The 13,922-nt window shown below is 40.6% G+C and carries 16 protein-coding genes and 1 pseudogene; 6 read left to right on the top strand and 11 right to left on the bottom strand.

The window, feature by feature from the left end:
- Positions 1-5: 5 nt before the first annotated feature.
- Positions 6-518 carry a signal peptidase I gene (lepB, locus tag C6W21_RS00850; protein WP_106048944.1) on the bottom strand — a complete coding sequence of 171 codons (513 nt, stop codon included), beginning with the start codon at positions 516-518 and terminating at the stop codon, positions 6-8.
- On the bottom strand, positions 518-1,135 hold the full coding sequence (locus tag C6W21_RS00845) for a TVP38/TMEM64 family protein (RefSeq protein ID WP_034663493.1): 618 nt from the start codon (positions 1,133-1,135) through the stop codon (positions 518-520). Before C6W21_RS00845 ends, lepB begins: the two co-directional genes overlap by 1 nt.
- Positions 1,136-1,285: 150 nt before the next feature.
- Between C6W21_RS00845 and C6W21_RS00840 the strand changes: the two genes are divergently transcribed.
- The gene (locus tag C6W21_RS00840) at positions 1,286-1,648 is read left to right on the top strand and encodes a YhjD family protein (protein ID WP_106048943.1); all 363 of its coding nucleotides are present in this window, start codon (positions 1,286-1,288) and stop codon (positions 1,646-1,648) included.
- Positions 1,649-1,716: 68 nt separating this feature from the next.
- Here C6W21_RS00840 and C6W21_RS00835 read toward each other — a convergent pair whose 3' ends face one another.
- The 8 genes from C6W21_RS00835 to C6W21_RS00800 all read right to left on the bottom strand — a co-directional run bounded on the left by C6W21_RS00835 (position 1,717) and on the right by C6W21_RS00800 (position 8,505).
- Complete coding sequence (locus C6W21_RS00835) at positions 1,717-2,673, bottom strand: LCP family protein (protein WP_106048942.1); 957 nt, start codon at positions 2,671-2,673, stop codon at positions 1,717-1,719.
- A gap of 141 nt (positions 2,674-2,814) precedes the next feature.
- Positions 2,815-3,759, bottom strand: a complete 945-nt coding sequence (locus C6W21_RS00830; protein ID WP_106048941.1) for a siderophore ABC transporter substrate-binding protein — start codon at positions 3,757-3,759, stop codon at positions 2,815-2,817.
- 22 nt (positions 3,760-3,781) lie between these two features.
- A complete protein-coding gene (locus C6W21_RS00825; RefSeq protein ID WP_106048940.1) occupies positions 3,782-4,540 on the bottom strand; it encodes an iron ABC transporter ATP-binding protein in 759 nt (252 codons plus the stop codon).
- On the bottom strand, positions 4,531-5,481 hold the full coding sequence (locus tag C6W21_RS00820; protein WP_106048939.1) for an iron chelate uptake ABC transporter family permease subunit: 951 nt from the start codon (positions 5,479-5,481) through the stop codon (positions 4,531-4,533). Before C6W21_RS00820 ends, C6W21_RS00825 begins: the two co-directional genes overlap by 10 nt.
- Positions 5,474-6,424, bottom strand: coding sequence for an ABC transporter permease (locus C6W21_RS00815; RefSeq protein ID WP_106048938.1), 951 nt, complete (start codon positions 6,422-6,424; stop codon positions 5,474-5,476). The genes C6W21_RS00820 and C6W21_RS00815 overlap by 8 nt, the downstream gene beginning before the upstream one ends.
- A gap of 165 nt (positions 6,425-6,589) precedes the next feature.
- On the bottom strand, positions 6,590-6,865 hold the full coding sequence (locus C6W21_RS00810) for a barstar family protein (RefSeq protein WP_106048937.1): 276 nt from the start codon (positions 6,863-6,865) through the stop codon (positions 6,590-6,592).
- A 289-nt stretch (positions 6,866-7,154) separates the two neighbouring features.
- The gene (locus tag C6W21_RS00805) at positions 7,155-7,637 is read right to left on the bottom strand and encodes a hypothetical protein (protein ID WP_106048936.1); all 483 of its coding nucleotides are present in this window, start codon (positions 7,635-7,637) and stop codon (positions 7,155-7,157) included.
- Between the two features lie 289 nt (positions 7,638-7,926).
- The gene (locus tag C6W21_RS00800; protein ID WP_003212419.1) at positions 7,927-8,505 is read right to left on the bottom strand and encodes a competence protein ComK; all 579 of its coding nucleotides are present in this window, start codon (positions 8,503-8,505) and stop codon (positions 7,927-7,929) included.
- Between the two features lie 289 nt (positions 8,506-8,794).
- Between C6W21_RS00800 and C6W21_RS00795 the strand changes: the two genes are divergently transcribed.
- Positions 8,795-9,031, top strand: a complete 237-nt coding sequence (locus C6W21_RS00795; protein WP_008348804.1) for an IDEAL domain-containing protein — start codon at positions 8,795-8,797, stop codon at positions 9,029-9,031.
- A gap of 56 nt (positions 9,032-9,087) precedes the next feature.
- Here the strand turns inward: C6W21_RS00795 and C6W21_RS00790 are convergent, their stop codons facing one another.
- Entirely contained in the window at positions 9,088-9,948 is an 861-nt protein-coding gene (locus tag C6W21_RS00790) for an SDR family oxidoreductase (RefSeq protein WP_106048935.1), read from the bottom strand.
- Positions 9,949-10,095: 147 nt separating this feature from the next.
- Between C6W21_RS00790 and C6W21_RS00785 the strand changes: the two genes are divergently transcribed.
- The 4 genes and pseudogenes from C6W21_RS00785 (at position 10,096) to C6W21_RS00775 (ending at position 13,661) form a co-directional block, all read left to right on the top strand.
- The gene (locus C6W21_RS00785; protein ID WP_106048934.1) at positions 10,096-11,628 is read left to right on the top strand and encodes an FAD-dependent oxidoreductase; all 1,533 of its coding nucleotides are present in this window, start codon (positions 10,096-10,098) and stop codon (positions 11,626-11,628) included.
- A gap of 91 nt (positions 11,629-11,719) precedes the next feature.
- Positions 11,720-12,259, top strand: a pseudogene (locus C6W21_RS19420) (protoglobin family protein); the annotation flags it as partial.
- 144 nt (positions 12,260-12,403) lie between these two features.
- Positions 12,404-13,015: a methyl-accepting chemotaxis protein gene (locus C6W21_RS19415; RefSeq protein ID WP_411266020.1), complete on the top strand. Its 612-nt coding sequence runs from the start codon at positions 12,404-12,406 to the stop codon at positions 13,013-13,015.
- 61 nt (positions 13,016-13,076) lie between these two features.
- The gene (locus C6W21_RS00775; RefSeq protein ID WP_106048932.1) at positions 13,077-13,661 is read left to right on the top strand and encodes a histidine phosphatase family protein; all 585 of its coding nucleotides are present in this window, start codon (positions 13,077-13,079) and stop codon (positions 13,659-13,661) included.
- Positions 13,662-13,922: the final 261 nt, after the last annotated feature.

Here is a 13,922-nt window from a genome sequence, read left to right as displayed (position 1 = left end):
CTTTTTTATTCGCTGGTATTCCTTTTGACACCGACGACTTGATCCTTTGAAATGGTGCCAAAATGCCGGCTATCAAAGCTATGTATTCGGTTATCTCCAACCACAAAGTAATGATTGTTTTTGATTTTATCGTCTCCTGTGATGGCTTTCAGCTGAAAATCTCCTGTCAGGACATTCCCCATTTTATGTTTTTTCTGCTCTTTTAAATAAGGTTCCTTCTTTTTTTCACCATCGACAAATAACTGATCATCTTCATACTTGATCGTTTCTCCTGGGAGTCCAATGACCCGTTTGATCAAAATTTGATTTTTAGGTCCGTGAAATAACACATAATCAAACCGGCTAATTTTCGTGAGTTTTGGTGAGAACTTATTGATTAATAATTCTGTTCCATCTGTAAAAGTTGGGTCCATACTAATCCCTTCTACTTTATACGTGACAAACATGAAATTCTTTACTTGGAACAATAAGACGATGCCTATAATAATCATCAACCATAGCAATGGCTTCTTTTTCATTAAGAGCCTCCTTTGTCCTCACGCTTGCTCATTCGAATGTTCAACCTATTTTCTACTCTCTTTCCAACATACCATAATAACGCGATAACTAGAACCGCAAAAACACTTCTTAACGGATTCTTAACTAAAGCAGAAAGATCATAGCCAATAAAACTAATGATAAAGAGCATGACACACTTGCCAGATAAAGCAGCTAATGAAAATTGCCAAAAGCTAATTCTTGATAAACCCGCTACAACATTGACGGCAGCAGAGGGCGTGAAAGGAAAGCAAAGTAAAATAAATAACGGACCAAATCCCCGCTTCTCCACCCAAAGCATCAATTTTTTAATGGAAGGATGCCTGCTGATAAAGTTGAGCATTCTCATCTGTCCAAATTTTCTGATCAGCAAAAAGACAAGAATAGACCCTGCACTTGCACCAATCCAGGTCAATAAAAAGCCTTCCCAAAGGCCGAATGCATTTGCATTCGCTACAGCAAACGCAACGAGTGGTAAAAACGGAAGAAATGCTTCTATTAAGGGGAGCAATATGGCCACAATCGGTCCAAAGGCCTTGTAGCTCTCAAAAAATGATGTGATATTTTCATGAGTAAATAGGGAAAGAAATGATGTCAACTTGTTTGACTCCTTCAAGGTTTGTCTACTTTTCATTTTACATGGAAAACATAAAAATATACAAATGAATCCCCCCCTTGAGATTGTTTGACTCATTCGATATAATAAACAGGAACATGCGTTCTATATATAAAGAAAGCAGGCTTGGATATGACGAGACTATCAAGAATACAGCTTCAGATGATGGAACAGGCCATCTTTCTTCCAATGGTCATCTCCATCCTCAATCGTGATTTGACTCACTTAAAACAACATCAAACATTTAAACTAAATGAACCATACATTCAGCTTGTGACCTCTGCCTTAAAGGAAGCACAGAAAGCACTTTATGAACTGAAGCAGCGTTTACGCAAAGAAAAAATGAAGGTACAGCAAATTGAACACGATGAAGGATTTACAACGTATTTATTTATCATGGATGGCTATGAAGAAAAGCATAAATACTTTAATCCACGTATACGCCACCGGGTAGAGGAACTGCTGACTCAGTTTTTTCTTCATCAAGCGAACTGAATTTGCTTAATTGTCGCGCTTACCCATTCAAAGCAAAAAGCCTGCCACAGCGGCAGGCTCCTTCTTGTTTATGATAATTCAAGCTGTTCTCTCAGCTCTGTTCTCACTTCTTCTAATCCAGCTCCATCTAACTCAAAGTAATACACATTCCCAGGCTGATAATCATGGCCCTTCAGCTGAATGGTATCCACTGATTTCAATGAGCTCAATAACGGGAAAAGACCGATAAACTGCTTCATGGACAGATTGGTTGAAACATTATCACCAAGTGTATCAATGATGTTGTCATATGACGGGATCGAAGAAATAGATTTAGATTTTTCAAAGATGGCTTGAAGTGCTTCCATTTGGCGCTTTCCGCGCATGAGGTCACTATCTGCCTTTCTCGTTCTTACAAAGGCTAATGCTTCTTCGCCATTCAGTGTATGTGTGCCTGTTTGCACATGAACTTTACCTTTTGAATCCTTTTCCATTTGTTTGGCGATGCCTTCATCTTCAATCGTTACGTCAATTCCATTTAGCTCGTCTACAATGTCTTGAAACGCCTTAAAGTTCCCTGAAATCACATAGTCTACCGGAATATTCAACAGGTTTTCGACCGTTTTGACTGACAAATCTGCACTCCCAAACGCATGGGCGTGGGCGATTTTATCATATCCTCTTCCCGGAATATCTACATAAGAATCACGAGGAATACTGAGGAGCTTGATGGTTTTCTCTGTTCGGTTCACCGCCGCCAGTAAGACCGCATCACTTCTTGCTTCGTCTACCGTTTCACCTGGACGACTGTCAATTCCAAGCAGCAGGACCGAAAAGCTATCCTTCCCTGGATCAAAAGCTTTCACACGCTTTTGCGAGGTGTCTCCTCTTTCTAATGACACTTGCGCCTTATTCGACGCTTTTGAAATTTTATAATAGGCGTATCCTGTCACGGATATTGCCATCACCATGACAAATGCCATGATAAACAGCACGGCTTTCACCCAAGGTCTCAGCCTTCTTTTTGATCTTGTTTTCTCCTTCATCCTTTCCGAACCCTCACTCTATATTAGTCTATCAATGTAGGTTCCACTATAACATATTTTAATGGAAGTTTCCTGCACGCAACATATTTTTATGAATCCACAATTAAAAAAAGCCGCTCAAGACGAGCAGCTTTTCATCCATTATTTTTGTTCAATTCCTTGTTTCACTTCATCAATCATGGCAGTTAATGATTCAAGACCACCGCCAGATAAATACCACATATCAGAGTTCAAATACACCACGTGTTTGTTTTTAATCGCTTTGACCGATTTCACATAATCATTTTCAACAAGCTGTTTCGCAGAAGTTTCTTCTCCGATCGCTGCGCCTCGATCAATGACAAATAAGTAATCCGGATTCGTTTTGACCATGTACTCATACGAAATGCTTTGTCCGTGTTTGTCAGATGGCTCAAGCTTTTGATCTGCCGGCGTGATACCAAACACATCATGGATGAGTCCGTATCTTGACTTAGCACCAAAGGCTGTCATTTTACTGTCGTTGGCCATGATCATTAAACCATTCTGTTTCAACTCTTTTGCCTGTTTCTTTAATGCATCTACTTTTTGATCAATGGCTGCTAGTTCTTTTTTGACTTCGTCTTCCTTATCAAAAATTTCCCCTAACGTCGTGGCATTCTTTTTAAATGATTCCATATAGTTGGCAGTGTCTACATCCATCAAAATCGTAGGAGCAAGTTTAGAAAATTCATCGAATGCATCTGATTGACGAGACTGAATAATAATCAAATCGGGCTTAATCTCTGCAATTTTTTCGAAGTTCGGCTCTTTTAAACCGCCGACATTCTCATATTTGTCATCCTCATATTTGGATAGATATTTTGGGACCACTTGTTTTGGTAATGCTGTCACATTTACACCTAGCTTGTCTAACGTATCAAGACTTCCCATATCAAACACGACAACTTTTTTCGGGTTTTTCTTGATCTTCACGCCATCTTTATTCAGCATGTCTTTTACCGTGACGGTTTCCTCTTTTGTTCCTTCTGTTTTTCCTTGGTTCCCGCAGGCAGCGAGTACAACAATCGCTGTTAATACAGTCATCATCCAAATCCATTTTTTCATACTTGATCACCTCTTCATTTTTTTAAGAAAAATATAAGCAAATACGCTCACCGCGAATGACTTCAATCGGTATGCGCATGTCATAAATTTGTTCAAGTGCATCTGTTTGAATCACTTCTTCTACTCCGCCTTCTTTGATCACCTGTCCATCTTTTAAGGCGACGATATGATCGGAATACACAGATGCAAAATTAATATCATGGAGAACCACAACAATCGTTTTCCCGAGATCATGGACGAGCTGCTTAAACAGCTTCATCATCTCAACAGAATGATTCATGTCCAAATTGTTTAAAGGCTCATCTAGGAAAATATAATCTGTATCCTGCGCCAGCACCATCGCAATAAAGGCTCTTTGCCTTTGTCCGCCGCTCAGTTCATCTACATATTGATGCTGGATATCGGCAAGCCTCATGTATTGGAGGGACACATCGATCATCTTCTCATCCTCTTTTGTCAGATGGCCCTGTGAGTAAGGAAAGCGACCAAAGCTGACAAGCTCCCGGACGGTCAGGCGTACACTCATATGATTGGACTGCTTTAAAATACTCATCTTTTTCGCAAGCTCCTGTGGTGGATACGCGCTATACGGCTTGTCTTCTAAATAAGCTGCACCTGTGTCTGGCTGAATCAGGCGGCTCATGATGGATAAAAGTGTACTTTTCCCCGCACCATTTGGACCAATGAGAGAGGTCAGCTGTCCTTTTTTCATACTGACAGTTGTGTCGTGAAGCACTGTTTTTCCGTTATATGTCTTACTGACTCCCTTCATCACGACCATGAACGACTCTCCTTTAAAAGTAAGTAAATAAAATACAATCCGCCAACTAAATCAATCAAAACACTCAGCGGCGTTTGAAAGGTAAATACCTTTTCGACAAGAAACTCCCCGCCTACAAGGGCAATGACACCGATGAAAAAAGAGCCTAATAGCAAATAGGAATGCTGGTATGTACGAAATAGCTCTCTCGCCACGTTCACGACGAGTAAGCCGAGGAACGTAATCGGTCCGACGAGGGCAGTCGCAATGGAAACAAGGACGGCGATTACAATCAGCATCTTTTTCGTGATACCGTCATAGTCAATCCCAAGATTCACAGCATGTTCCTTTCCTAACGACATCACATCTAATTTAGAGCGGAATGTCCAAATATAAAGACAAAGCGCCAAAAATAACACAGAGGCAACGAGTAAGATATCTGTGTTCATATGGTTAAAGCTTGCAAAGGATTTATCCTGTACGACCTGATATTCATTCGGATCAATCAGCATTTCCATAAAGGAGGAAAGGCTTTTGAACAATGTACCAAATACAATCCCAACAAGTAGAAGTAAGAAAATGTGCTTGTTTTTGCGTTTAAACATCACCGTATAAAGCAGCACGGAAAAAAGAATCATCAGACCAACGCAAAGGAAAAAATTCAGGTTTTTATTGACGATCATGAAATTGGTCGATCCAAACAGATAAATAATCGCTGTTTGCAAGAACAAGTACAGTGCGTCTAACCCTAAGATGCTTGGTGTTAAGATTCGGTTATTCGTTAAGGTTTGGAACACAACAGATGAAAACGCAATAGCCCCTCCCGTTAATGTCATCGCAAGCACCTTTTTTAAACGGCTCGGCACTGTGTATTGCCAGTACCCCATTTGAAAGGTAATGAAGATGACGACAAGCACAGCTGCAATGGCTGCAATGAGGAATAATGTATGTTTTTTACGCATAGCGTTTCCTCCTTAATAACATGTACAGGAAGATCGCACTTCCGATGATGCCGACCATGAGCCCAACTGAAATTTCATATGGATATATGATCACCCTTCCGAGCACATCACAAATAAGAACAAAAATGGCCCCTAGTAAGGCTGTATGCGGGAGGCTTTTTTTCAAGTGATCGCCGCGGTAGATCGATACAATATTCGGAATGATTAAGCCTAGAAATGGCAGCATTCCGACAGTCAAAATCGTGACAGAAGTCATCATGGAAACAATCACCAAACCAACCGCCATCACACGTTTATACGTTAACCCTAAGTTGATGGCAAAGCTCTCGCCCATACCAGCCACTGTAAAGCGGTCAGCATATAAATACGCGATGATCAAAAGTGGAACACTGACATAGAGCATTTCATAACGTCCCTGAACAATAAGCGAAAAATCCCCTTGAAGCCATGCGGATACGTTTTGGATCAGGTCATATTTATAGGCGATAAACGTTGAGATCGAACTGACGATCCCGCCGAACATTAAGCCAACTAACGGTACATAGATCGTATCGTTCACCTTAATATGACGCAGAATTTTTAAGAATAGGAGATTACCAGCTAAAGTAAATAGAAACGCGATCCCCATTTTCATGAGCGGGCTCGCATGTGTAAAAACGAGCATGGCGACTAAAATACCAAGCTTGGCCCAATCCATCGTTCCTGCAGTGGTCGGTGAAACAAATTTATTTCTCGTCATGCTTTGCATGATGAATCCGCATAAACTAAGGCTCATGCCGGCAAGCACAATACTCATCAATCGTGGGATGCGACTTGAAAACAAAGTATGCATCTGAACATCCGTTAGATGAAACAGCTGTAATATGGAAAGGTCCTGTACACCAACAAACAGCGATGCAATTGCCAAACACACAAATAACAAACTCAATTGATACAACTTCATACAGGTTTCTCACTTTCTATCAAGCTCTCCGCTACAAATGATTATCATTATCAATTAAGCGACAATTCATATATTATCACATCTAGTAAAATATTCAATACCGGAATGAGAAAGGACCGAAGCACATAAAAAAACAGCCTATGGTATCAGCTGCTTTTTCCCCAATTATTGAATATTCACTTGAAATTGTCCCTTCAATTCCTGTTCTGCTTCTTGAAATAACTGCCTTAAGCTTTCTGCATACTCGCCAAGAGCGTGTTTGCTCGTTTCAAAATTCACCCATGTCAGCTCTACAGGAAGATTCACTTCTCCTGTTAAACAGTCCCAAAGGGCATCAAGGTTTTTCCCGTAATAGTCAGGAAGGTGTAAAACTGTTTTTAGTTGGTCATGAAGCTCTTCTTGCGACCTGCACGATGCGCCGTCTAGCTGCACTTTTTCCATGTCATCTTCCCCTCTCTTGCCTTTATTTTAAACGAATTGATCAAAAAAGAGAAAGATGGGCATCTCACGTTTGTTTCCGACTGAAACCTGAGATAAACAGTATGAGACAGGCGGCCAAAGCTGCGGGCGCCGGCATTTATCCATTAAGTCCTTATTGATTTGAAAGCAATCGAAAGGGATTACTGCTAGGCTTCGCCTGTACGGACGAAAACATGATTCAAGTGGTATCCGCCGCTTAAAGCAAATCTTTATATGTAAAAAAGCCTGGAAGTCCGTCTTCCAAGCTTTTTTACGTTGATTGCTGAATGCGGCCTACTTCTTCAATAAATGCAGCTGTCTGCTGCAATCCATCTTGCAGATGATGGGTAGCGGATATAAACAGCTTTTCTTGATCAGGGCGCTTTAATAGCTGCTCCACTTTATCGACTCCTTTTTCAAATGAAGCAAGACCTGTCTTTAATTGTTGATCCGCCTTTTGATAAGCGGCTGGAACTTCTTGATGAGCAAGCCCCTTTTGAATCACACGATCAAAGGCTTTCGTCGCTTTTTTCAATTTTTTATTTACTTGGATCTTTCCATGTCCATCTGAAATAAATTGGTCGGTCATGTTTTCATAAGCTTCATTTAACTCATCCATATAACGCTGAACCCATTGTTCATACGCCGCTTCTTTTGTGTCTTCTTTTGAAGGCGATTGACCTGCTTGCTGACAGGCTGCTAGTAATGTCACTGTTAAAGTGAATAGCAGCATCAAATGCGATTGTTTTTTCATACAGAGCCTCCATTTCTTATTCCCATTCGTTCATATCGGTCAAAATAGGAGTATCCTTACCACATACGAACACTTTGCAAGAAATGATTTCTTTTATTGTAACAGACAGCTCGTGTCACTTCTGTGATTTATGAGTAAATGGATAAAAATACGTCTAAGGATCCACATTTCCCTGTCATTGGGTTGACAGTCTACCGATACACTCAATAGACGATTGGATATATGGATTTGGTTTCAATGAATTCATGTTCATGAAGGAGTCCAGCGGCTGTCCTGCCGCTGGTTTTAGTTAATATCTGTTCCGAAGCTCCCTTAATATAAAATCGTATACAAGGTTGAGCTGTTGTTCCTTTGGATACAGCATAAATTCTTGTTTTTTAGGAAGACCTCCATCAAGGCGATCTTGAAATTTCGTTCGGAGATACGCTGTTCTGTGCACCTGACTCTCAAATGATTTATATGAGACATCAAGTTTGACGGTTTGCTCATTTGTAAAGATGACCACCGTGTCTCCGAGGGATGATTCCTGGAAGGTATGAATGTATTTGTGGGAGATCCAGCCGCACTGAGGACGGTTGGATGAATAGGTTGGGAAGAAATACAGATGATTGGATGAGTCAATCACAATTGGAGGCTTGTGAGAAATTCCTGTTACTTCATATGTTCCCGCTTTTCTGCCCGCATAGCTTGAGCCGAAGAATCTGCAGCTGCGTTCAATAATTTGCAAGGGCTTTAATTCAACGTAAAAGCTTGTCTCTCTTTCTATGACTTTTGAATATACTCTTTTTCCTTCTTCAACCGGAAGGATCGCCATTGTTGTTTGATTAATGACGTATGAATCTAAAGGTGTTTCACTAATTCCTGACACTTCATTTCCTCCTGTGTTAATTTTTGGTTATTTTAGATACTATTAATCTATCACCAACATATAAGAAACGACAGGATTTTTTCAAAATTTATTAAAAATCATCTTTTTATCGTATTTTTTAGTCCATTCGATCTATCGAAAAGCCCTTTTTAAAGATATATCACATCCTGTCGATCGGACAAGAGGTGTCGATTTCGCTCAAAAATAAATTGTCTAAAAATTATAAATTCTTGTTGATTTTTTCTCTGCCAATCCATATACTATAAAAAAGGCATCGGGGGGATTCTTTATGAAAGAGAAAAAAACGTATGCTGAGCTCATGAAGTCCCGCAACACCCAAAAAACCGAAGAAAACGGCGTCACTATTTTAGACATCTATATTCAAATGGTTTTAGATGAGGCGCTTTATAAACAGCGCTTAACCTTCCTTAGAGAAGAGATTGATAAGGCACTGGATCAGCGTGATGAAAAGCGATTCAACGACCTGTCAGCTCAATATGCAGAACACTGCTTACATCAATCATGATGATTTTACTTGCGGCAAAGAGACAGCAACTCGTCTCTTTACCGCAAGTTTTTTGTTTATCCATTTAAAATGGTTCCGCCATTTACATGCAGGATTTGTCCATTCATATAAGAGGAGTCTTCGCTCGCTAAAAATACATAGCTCGGCGCAAGCTCTACTGGCTCACCAGGACGTTCCATTGGAACATCTCCGCCAAATTCAGAGACTTCCTTTTCCGTAAAGGTCGATGGAATGAGCGGTGTCCAAATGGGCCCTGGGGCTACCCCATTCACTCTGATCCCCTGTTTAATGAGCGATAAAGATAATGATCTCGTAAATGTCACGATTGCCCCTTTTGTAGATGAATAGTCGATCAAGGTTTCATGCCCTTTATAGGCTGTGACAGATGTAGTATTAATGATACTGCTTCCTTTCTTTAAATGAGGAAGTACAGCTTTTGTTAAATAAAACATGGAAAAAATATTCGTTTGAAATGTTCGAAGAAGCTGATGTGAGGTAATCTGTTCAATGCTTTTTTGCGGATGCTGTTCCCCGGCGTTGTTCACCAAAATATCAATGGAACCGAAAGCATCTTTCGTTTTTTTGACGACCTCGTTTGAAAACGCCTCATCTCCTAAATCACCTGCAATTAAAATGACGCGGCCTCCCGCCTTTTCAATATAGTCCTTCGTTTCCTCTGCATCGCGGTGTTCACTCAAGTAAACAATGGCGACATTGGCTCCTTCCTTCGCAAACAAGACCGAGACTGCTCTTCCGATCCCGCTGTCTCCACCTGTCACAATGGCTGTTTTCCCTGCTAACTTTTTATCCGGCACCTCTCGATCAAAAACAGGTCTAGGGTTCATTTTATATTCAAGACCTGGTCGTTCATTTTGATGCTGAGGCGGCAATGTTTTCTTCGGCTGCTTTGTTGACACGTCTGTCCACTCCTTCCTTTTATCTTGTTTATTTTTATGTGTTGGCTATTTTTTTATGTATGTCTAACTAGTTTCCTTGCGAATGTATGATTTTCTTCATCGTGGAAAAATTATACACAACAAGTCACTAACTGGGAGGAAGACAATATGGAGCAAGAACATAAAGGATTGGAACAGGCAAAATCATTATGGCTAGCAGAAAGCCAAAAGCATTCTTTTTCTGCTGTACATGAGGATCTCACAGCAGATGTCATCATTGTTGGCGGCGGTATTACCGGTATCACTACTGCGTTTGAAATGACAGAGCGCGGGCTGGATGTCATCCTCATTGATGCTGATCAATTGTTGCAAGGTACGACCGGACATACGACAGCTAAGATCACCTCACAGCACGATGTGTACTACCATGAGCTGATTCAGCAAATTGGCATGCCCAAAGCTCGTTTGTATGTAGAAGCAAATGAAAAAGCAAAAGAGCTGATTCAAGCCCGTGTCAAAGAGTACAACATTGATTGTCAGCTAGAAGTCAAAGATGCGTACCTTTATACAAAGGAAGAAAGCGGTGTAAAAAGATTAAAAAAGGAATTAGATGCCTACAAACAGCTTGGGATTGACCGGGAATGGAAAACAGGGCTTCCTTTTGATGATGGCATCAAGGCCGCCCTTGCAATGACGCAGCAGGCACAGTTTCATCCCCTTCATTATTTAAATGCACTAATTGACCAGCTCCTAGAGAGAGGTGTACGTATTTATGAACAGACAACTGCTGTTGACGTGAAAGAAGGAAACCGCCCTGCTGTCGTCACAAAAGACGGCCATCACCTGACAGGGCGCTATATCATTTCCTGTTCGCACTTTCCTTTTTATGATGGGAAAGGACTTTATTTCACGCGAATTCACCCAGAGCAATCTTATGTGGTAGCAGCCAAAACAACGAAGCCGCTCCCAGACGGGATGTATTTAGGGATTGACCAGCCTGCTCATTCTTTAAGAACGGCAGAACTGCATGGTGAGGAAGTGGTTCTCATCGGAGGAGAAGGCCATAAAACTGGACAAGGCGGGGATGAATCTGCTCACTATGAAGGACTAGAAAGGTTTGGAGACGCCACCCTTGGAATTGAAGAGGTGCTGTATCGCTGGTCGACACACGATATGGTCACAATGGATCAAATCCCTTACATTGGCCACCTGACCAAACACCACCAAAATATCTTCGTTGCGACCGGTTTTAGAAAATGGGGCATGACGACAAGCCATGTCGCAGCCACTCTTATCGGTGATTTAATTGAGGGAAAATCGAATCCATACGAATCAATTTTTACGCCATCAAGACCTATTTCTGACTCTTTCGTCAAAGATTTCGTTAAAGAAAACAGCAATGTCGCTGCCAAGCTGATCAGTGGTAAATTAAAACGAACCGATCAAACAATTGAGGATTTAAAGCCTGGTGAAGGCGGCATTGTATCGTATGAACATAAAAAATGCGGCGCCTTTAAATCAGAGGACGGGAATATCTTTCTTGTGGATACAACGTGTACTCACCTAGGCTGTGAAGTCGCTTGGAATAATAGCGACCGCACTTGGGATTGCCCATGTCACGGTTCACGTTTTTCCATTACTGGCGAGGTAGTAGAAGGCCCAGCAAAGAAACCACTAAAAAGGTCTTATAAAGAACAGTAAAATTTTACTGATTCCCTTTAAAAAATCCAATATTATCCGATAAATAATATAAAGTCTGATATTTTGTGATGATTATGGGGGGACCAAAACATTGTTATTTAAAAAAGAGACGAAAAGAAAAAACACTGCTTTTTTCACACAGCAGGATGATGTAATAAAACGTATCAACTTTCTGGACAATACGGATATCGCGAAACAAATCAAAATGATAGACCTGACGCAGCATGACCTATTTATTCTAAAACAGCTCAATCCAATTGTTCAGGAGGATATTGCACGTATCGTTGATAAATTTTATAAAAATTTAGAAGTCGAATCTTCCTTGATGCATATCATTCAAGACAATAGTTCTGTCGATCGTTTGAAAAAAACACTCCGCATACATATTAGTGAAATGTTTGCAGGTGTGGTTGATGAAGCCTATGTGGCAAAACGAATTAAAATTGCGCAAGTTCATTTACGGATTGGTCTCCAGCCTAAGTGGTATATGGCAGCATTCCAGGATCTTCTGCTATCAATTATGGATTTATTTGCTCAGCATATCCAAGATTTCAAAGAATATCAGACAGCAGTCAAAGCGACGACGAAAATCTTAAATTTAGAGCAGCAGCTTGTCCTGGATACATTCCAAAATGAATATTCTAAAATTCGTGATGAAGCAGAAGAACAGCAGCAGGAGCTTCATACAAAAATCACAGAAACATCAAATTCGCTTGCTTCTCTCTTCTCAAACACAACAAATGCAGTGGACAAGCTTGTATCAAAATCTGATGAGATGGCGGACATGGCGCAAGCTGGAACGCAAATTTCTGCACAGGTCGAGGAAAAATCGATCGGCGGTAAAAAAGAATTAGAAATTCAACAAACACAAATGAACCAAATTGATGGCAGCATGACAAAGATTGAAACAGAAATTAAGCGCTTAGAAGAAATCGCCAAACAAATTGAACAAATCTTTGGTATTGTCACCGGCATTGCAGAGCAGACGAATTTGTTATCTTTAAATGCCTCAATCGAATCTGCACGAGCAGGTGAACACGGAAAAGGCTTTGCTGTCGTCGCAAACGAGGTTCGTAAATTATCAGAGGACACAAAGAAAACGGTTTCAACCGTGTCTGAACTCGTCAACAATACCAATTCACAAATCTCCATTGTGTCTCAGCACATTGGGGACGTCAATTTACTCGTGACAGACAGTAAAGAAAAAATGACTCAAATCAATTCGCTCTTCGATGATATCGTCAGCAGCATGAACTTAAGCAAAAACCAAAATGGAAAAATTGAAATAGACCTTCAAACCTTCCTTAACGAATTGAAGGAAGTCAAACAAACGGTGTCCCAAGTTGCCAGCTCAGTCGAATCCTTAACAAGTCTCACAAATCGCTGATCCAGTCTTTTTTCTTCTGCTTTAGTATAATAGAAGAAAAGATAGAAAAGGCGGGATTTGCTTGACAACAATTTGCCTAGTCAGACACGGGGAAACAGATTGGAATGCAGCGAAACGAATTCAAGGACGAACAGATATCCCTTTAAATGACACTGGTAAATGGCAGGCTGAACAAACGGGACTTTATTTAAAGGATGTTCCTTGGGATGTTGTCATTTCCAGTCCACTCACAAGGGCAAAAGAAACGGCTCACTTGATTTTAAAACATGTAGATGCGCCTCTTGTCATCATGGATGATTTCATTGAACGTGATTATGGCGACGCTGAAGGCATGTCGTTTGAGGAGCGCCAACAGCTGTTTCCAGATAAACAGTATCCAAATATGGAGCCGCTTGAGGCGATTCAAGATCGAATGATAGAAGGCATTGAGAAAGTCAGAACAGCCTATCCAAATCAACAAGTCCTGATCGTGGCGCACGGTGCTGCTATCCATGCTTTACTCACCACCTTAGCGGATGAACATCTAGGTCTTGAGAACACGAGACTTGTCAATGCTTGCTTAAATTATGTGGAATGGAAAGATGGTGAATGGAAGGTCCTTGATTACAACGTGGTCAGCCATTTAACTCAATCCTCCCCTACTTAAAGAACCTGTTATGTTAACAGGTTCTTTTTAAATGACAAAAAAATGATAAAATAATATTTTTTTATATCGAAATTCGAAATAGATCCTAGACGTTTCTACCTATTTTAAGGCTTTTCGGGTATCGAATATTTATCCGAAAATGGATCATAAGAAAAAAAGCACACTTCCTTTTTAACAGATAACCGCTGAAATAGTAGAACAAACATATTTTTCCATCATTTCCAAGTGACTTAATTCCCCAATTTCCGCTAGGACTTTCAC

Origin of the sequence: Bacillus sp. NMCN1 (assembly GCF_002998085.1) — a bacterium.
In the GTDB taxonomy this organism is placed as follows: domain Bacteria; phylum Bacillota; class Bacilli; order Bacillales; family Bacillaceae; genus Bacillus.
Note: the sequence above shows the minus strand (reverse complement) of the source record. Positions and strands in the feature narration are given on the sequence as shown.

Excerpts from the sequence above, each read along its gene's own strand:
- lepB (WP_106048944.1), bottom strand. The coding sequence starts at position 518 with ATGAAAAAGAAGCCATTGCTATGGTTGATGATTATTATAGGCATCGTC.
- C6W21_RS00840 (WP_106048943.1), top strand. The coding sequence starts at position 1,286 with ATGACGAGACTATCAAGAATACAGCTTCAGATGATGGAACAGGCCATC.
- C6W21_RS00835 (WP_106048942.1), bottom strand. The coding sequence starts at position 2,673 with ATGAAGGAGAAAACAAGATCAAAAAGAAGGCTGAGACCTTGGGTGAAA.
- C6W21_RS00830 (WP_106048941.1), bottom strand. The coding sequence starts at position 3,759 with ATGAAAAAATGGATTTGGATGATGACTGTATTAACAGCGATTGTTGTA.
- C6W21_RS00825 (WP_106048940.1), bottom strand. The coding sequence starts at position 4,540 with ATGGTCGTGATGAAGGGAGTCAGTAAGACATATAACGGAAAAACAGTG.
- C6W21_RS00820 (WP_106048939.1), bottom strand. The coding sequence starts at position 5,481 with ATGCGTAAAAAACATACATTATTCCTCATTGCAGCCATTGCAGCTGTG.
- C6W21_RS00815 (WP_106048938.1), bottom strand. The coding sequence starts at position 6,424 with ATGAAGTTGTATCAATTGAGTTTGTTATTTGTGTGTTTGGCAATTGCA.
- C6W21_RS00810 (WP_106048937.1), bottom strand. The coding sequence starts at position 6,865 with ATGGAAAAAGTGCAGCTAGACGGCGCATCGTGCAGGTCGCAAGAAGAG.
- C6W21_RS00805 (WP_106048936.1), bottom strand. The coding sequence starts at position 7,637 with ATGAAAAAACAATCGCATTTGATGCTGCTATTCACTTTAACAGTGACA.
- C6W21_RS00795 (WP_008348804.1), top strand. The coding sequence starts at position 8,795 with ATGAAAGAGAAAAAAACGTATGCTGAGCTCATGAAGTCCCGCAACACC.
- C6W21_RS00785 (WP_106048934.1), top strand. The coding sequence starts at position 10,096 with ATGGAGCAAGAACATAAAGGATTGGAACAGGCAAAATCATTATGGCTA.
- C6W21_RS19415 (WP_411266020.1), top strand. The coding sequence starts at position 12,404 with ATGGCGGACATGGCGCAAGCTGGAACGCAAATTTCTGCACAGGTCGAG.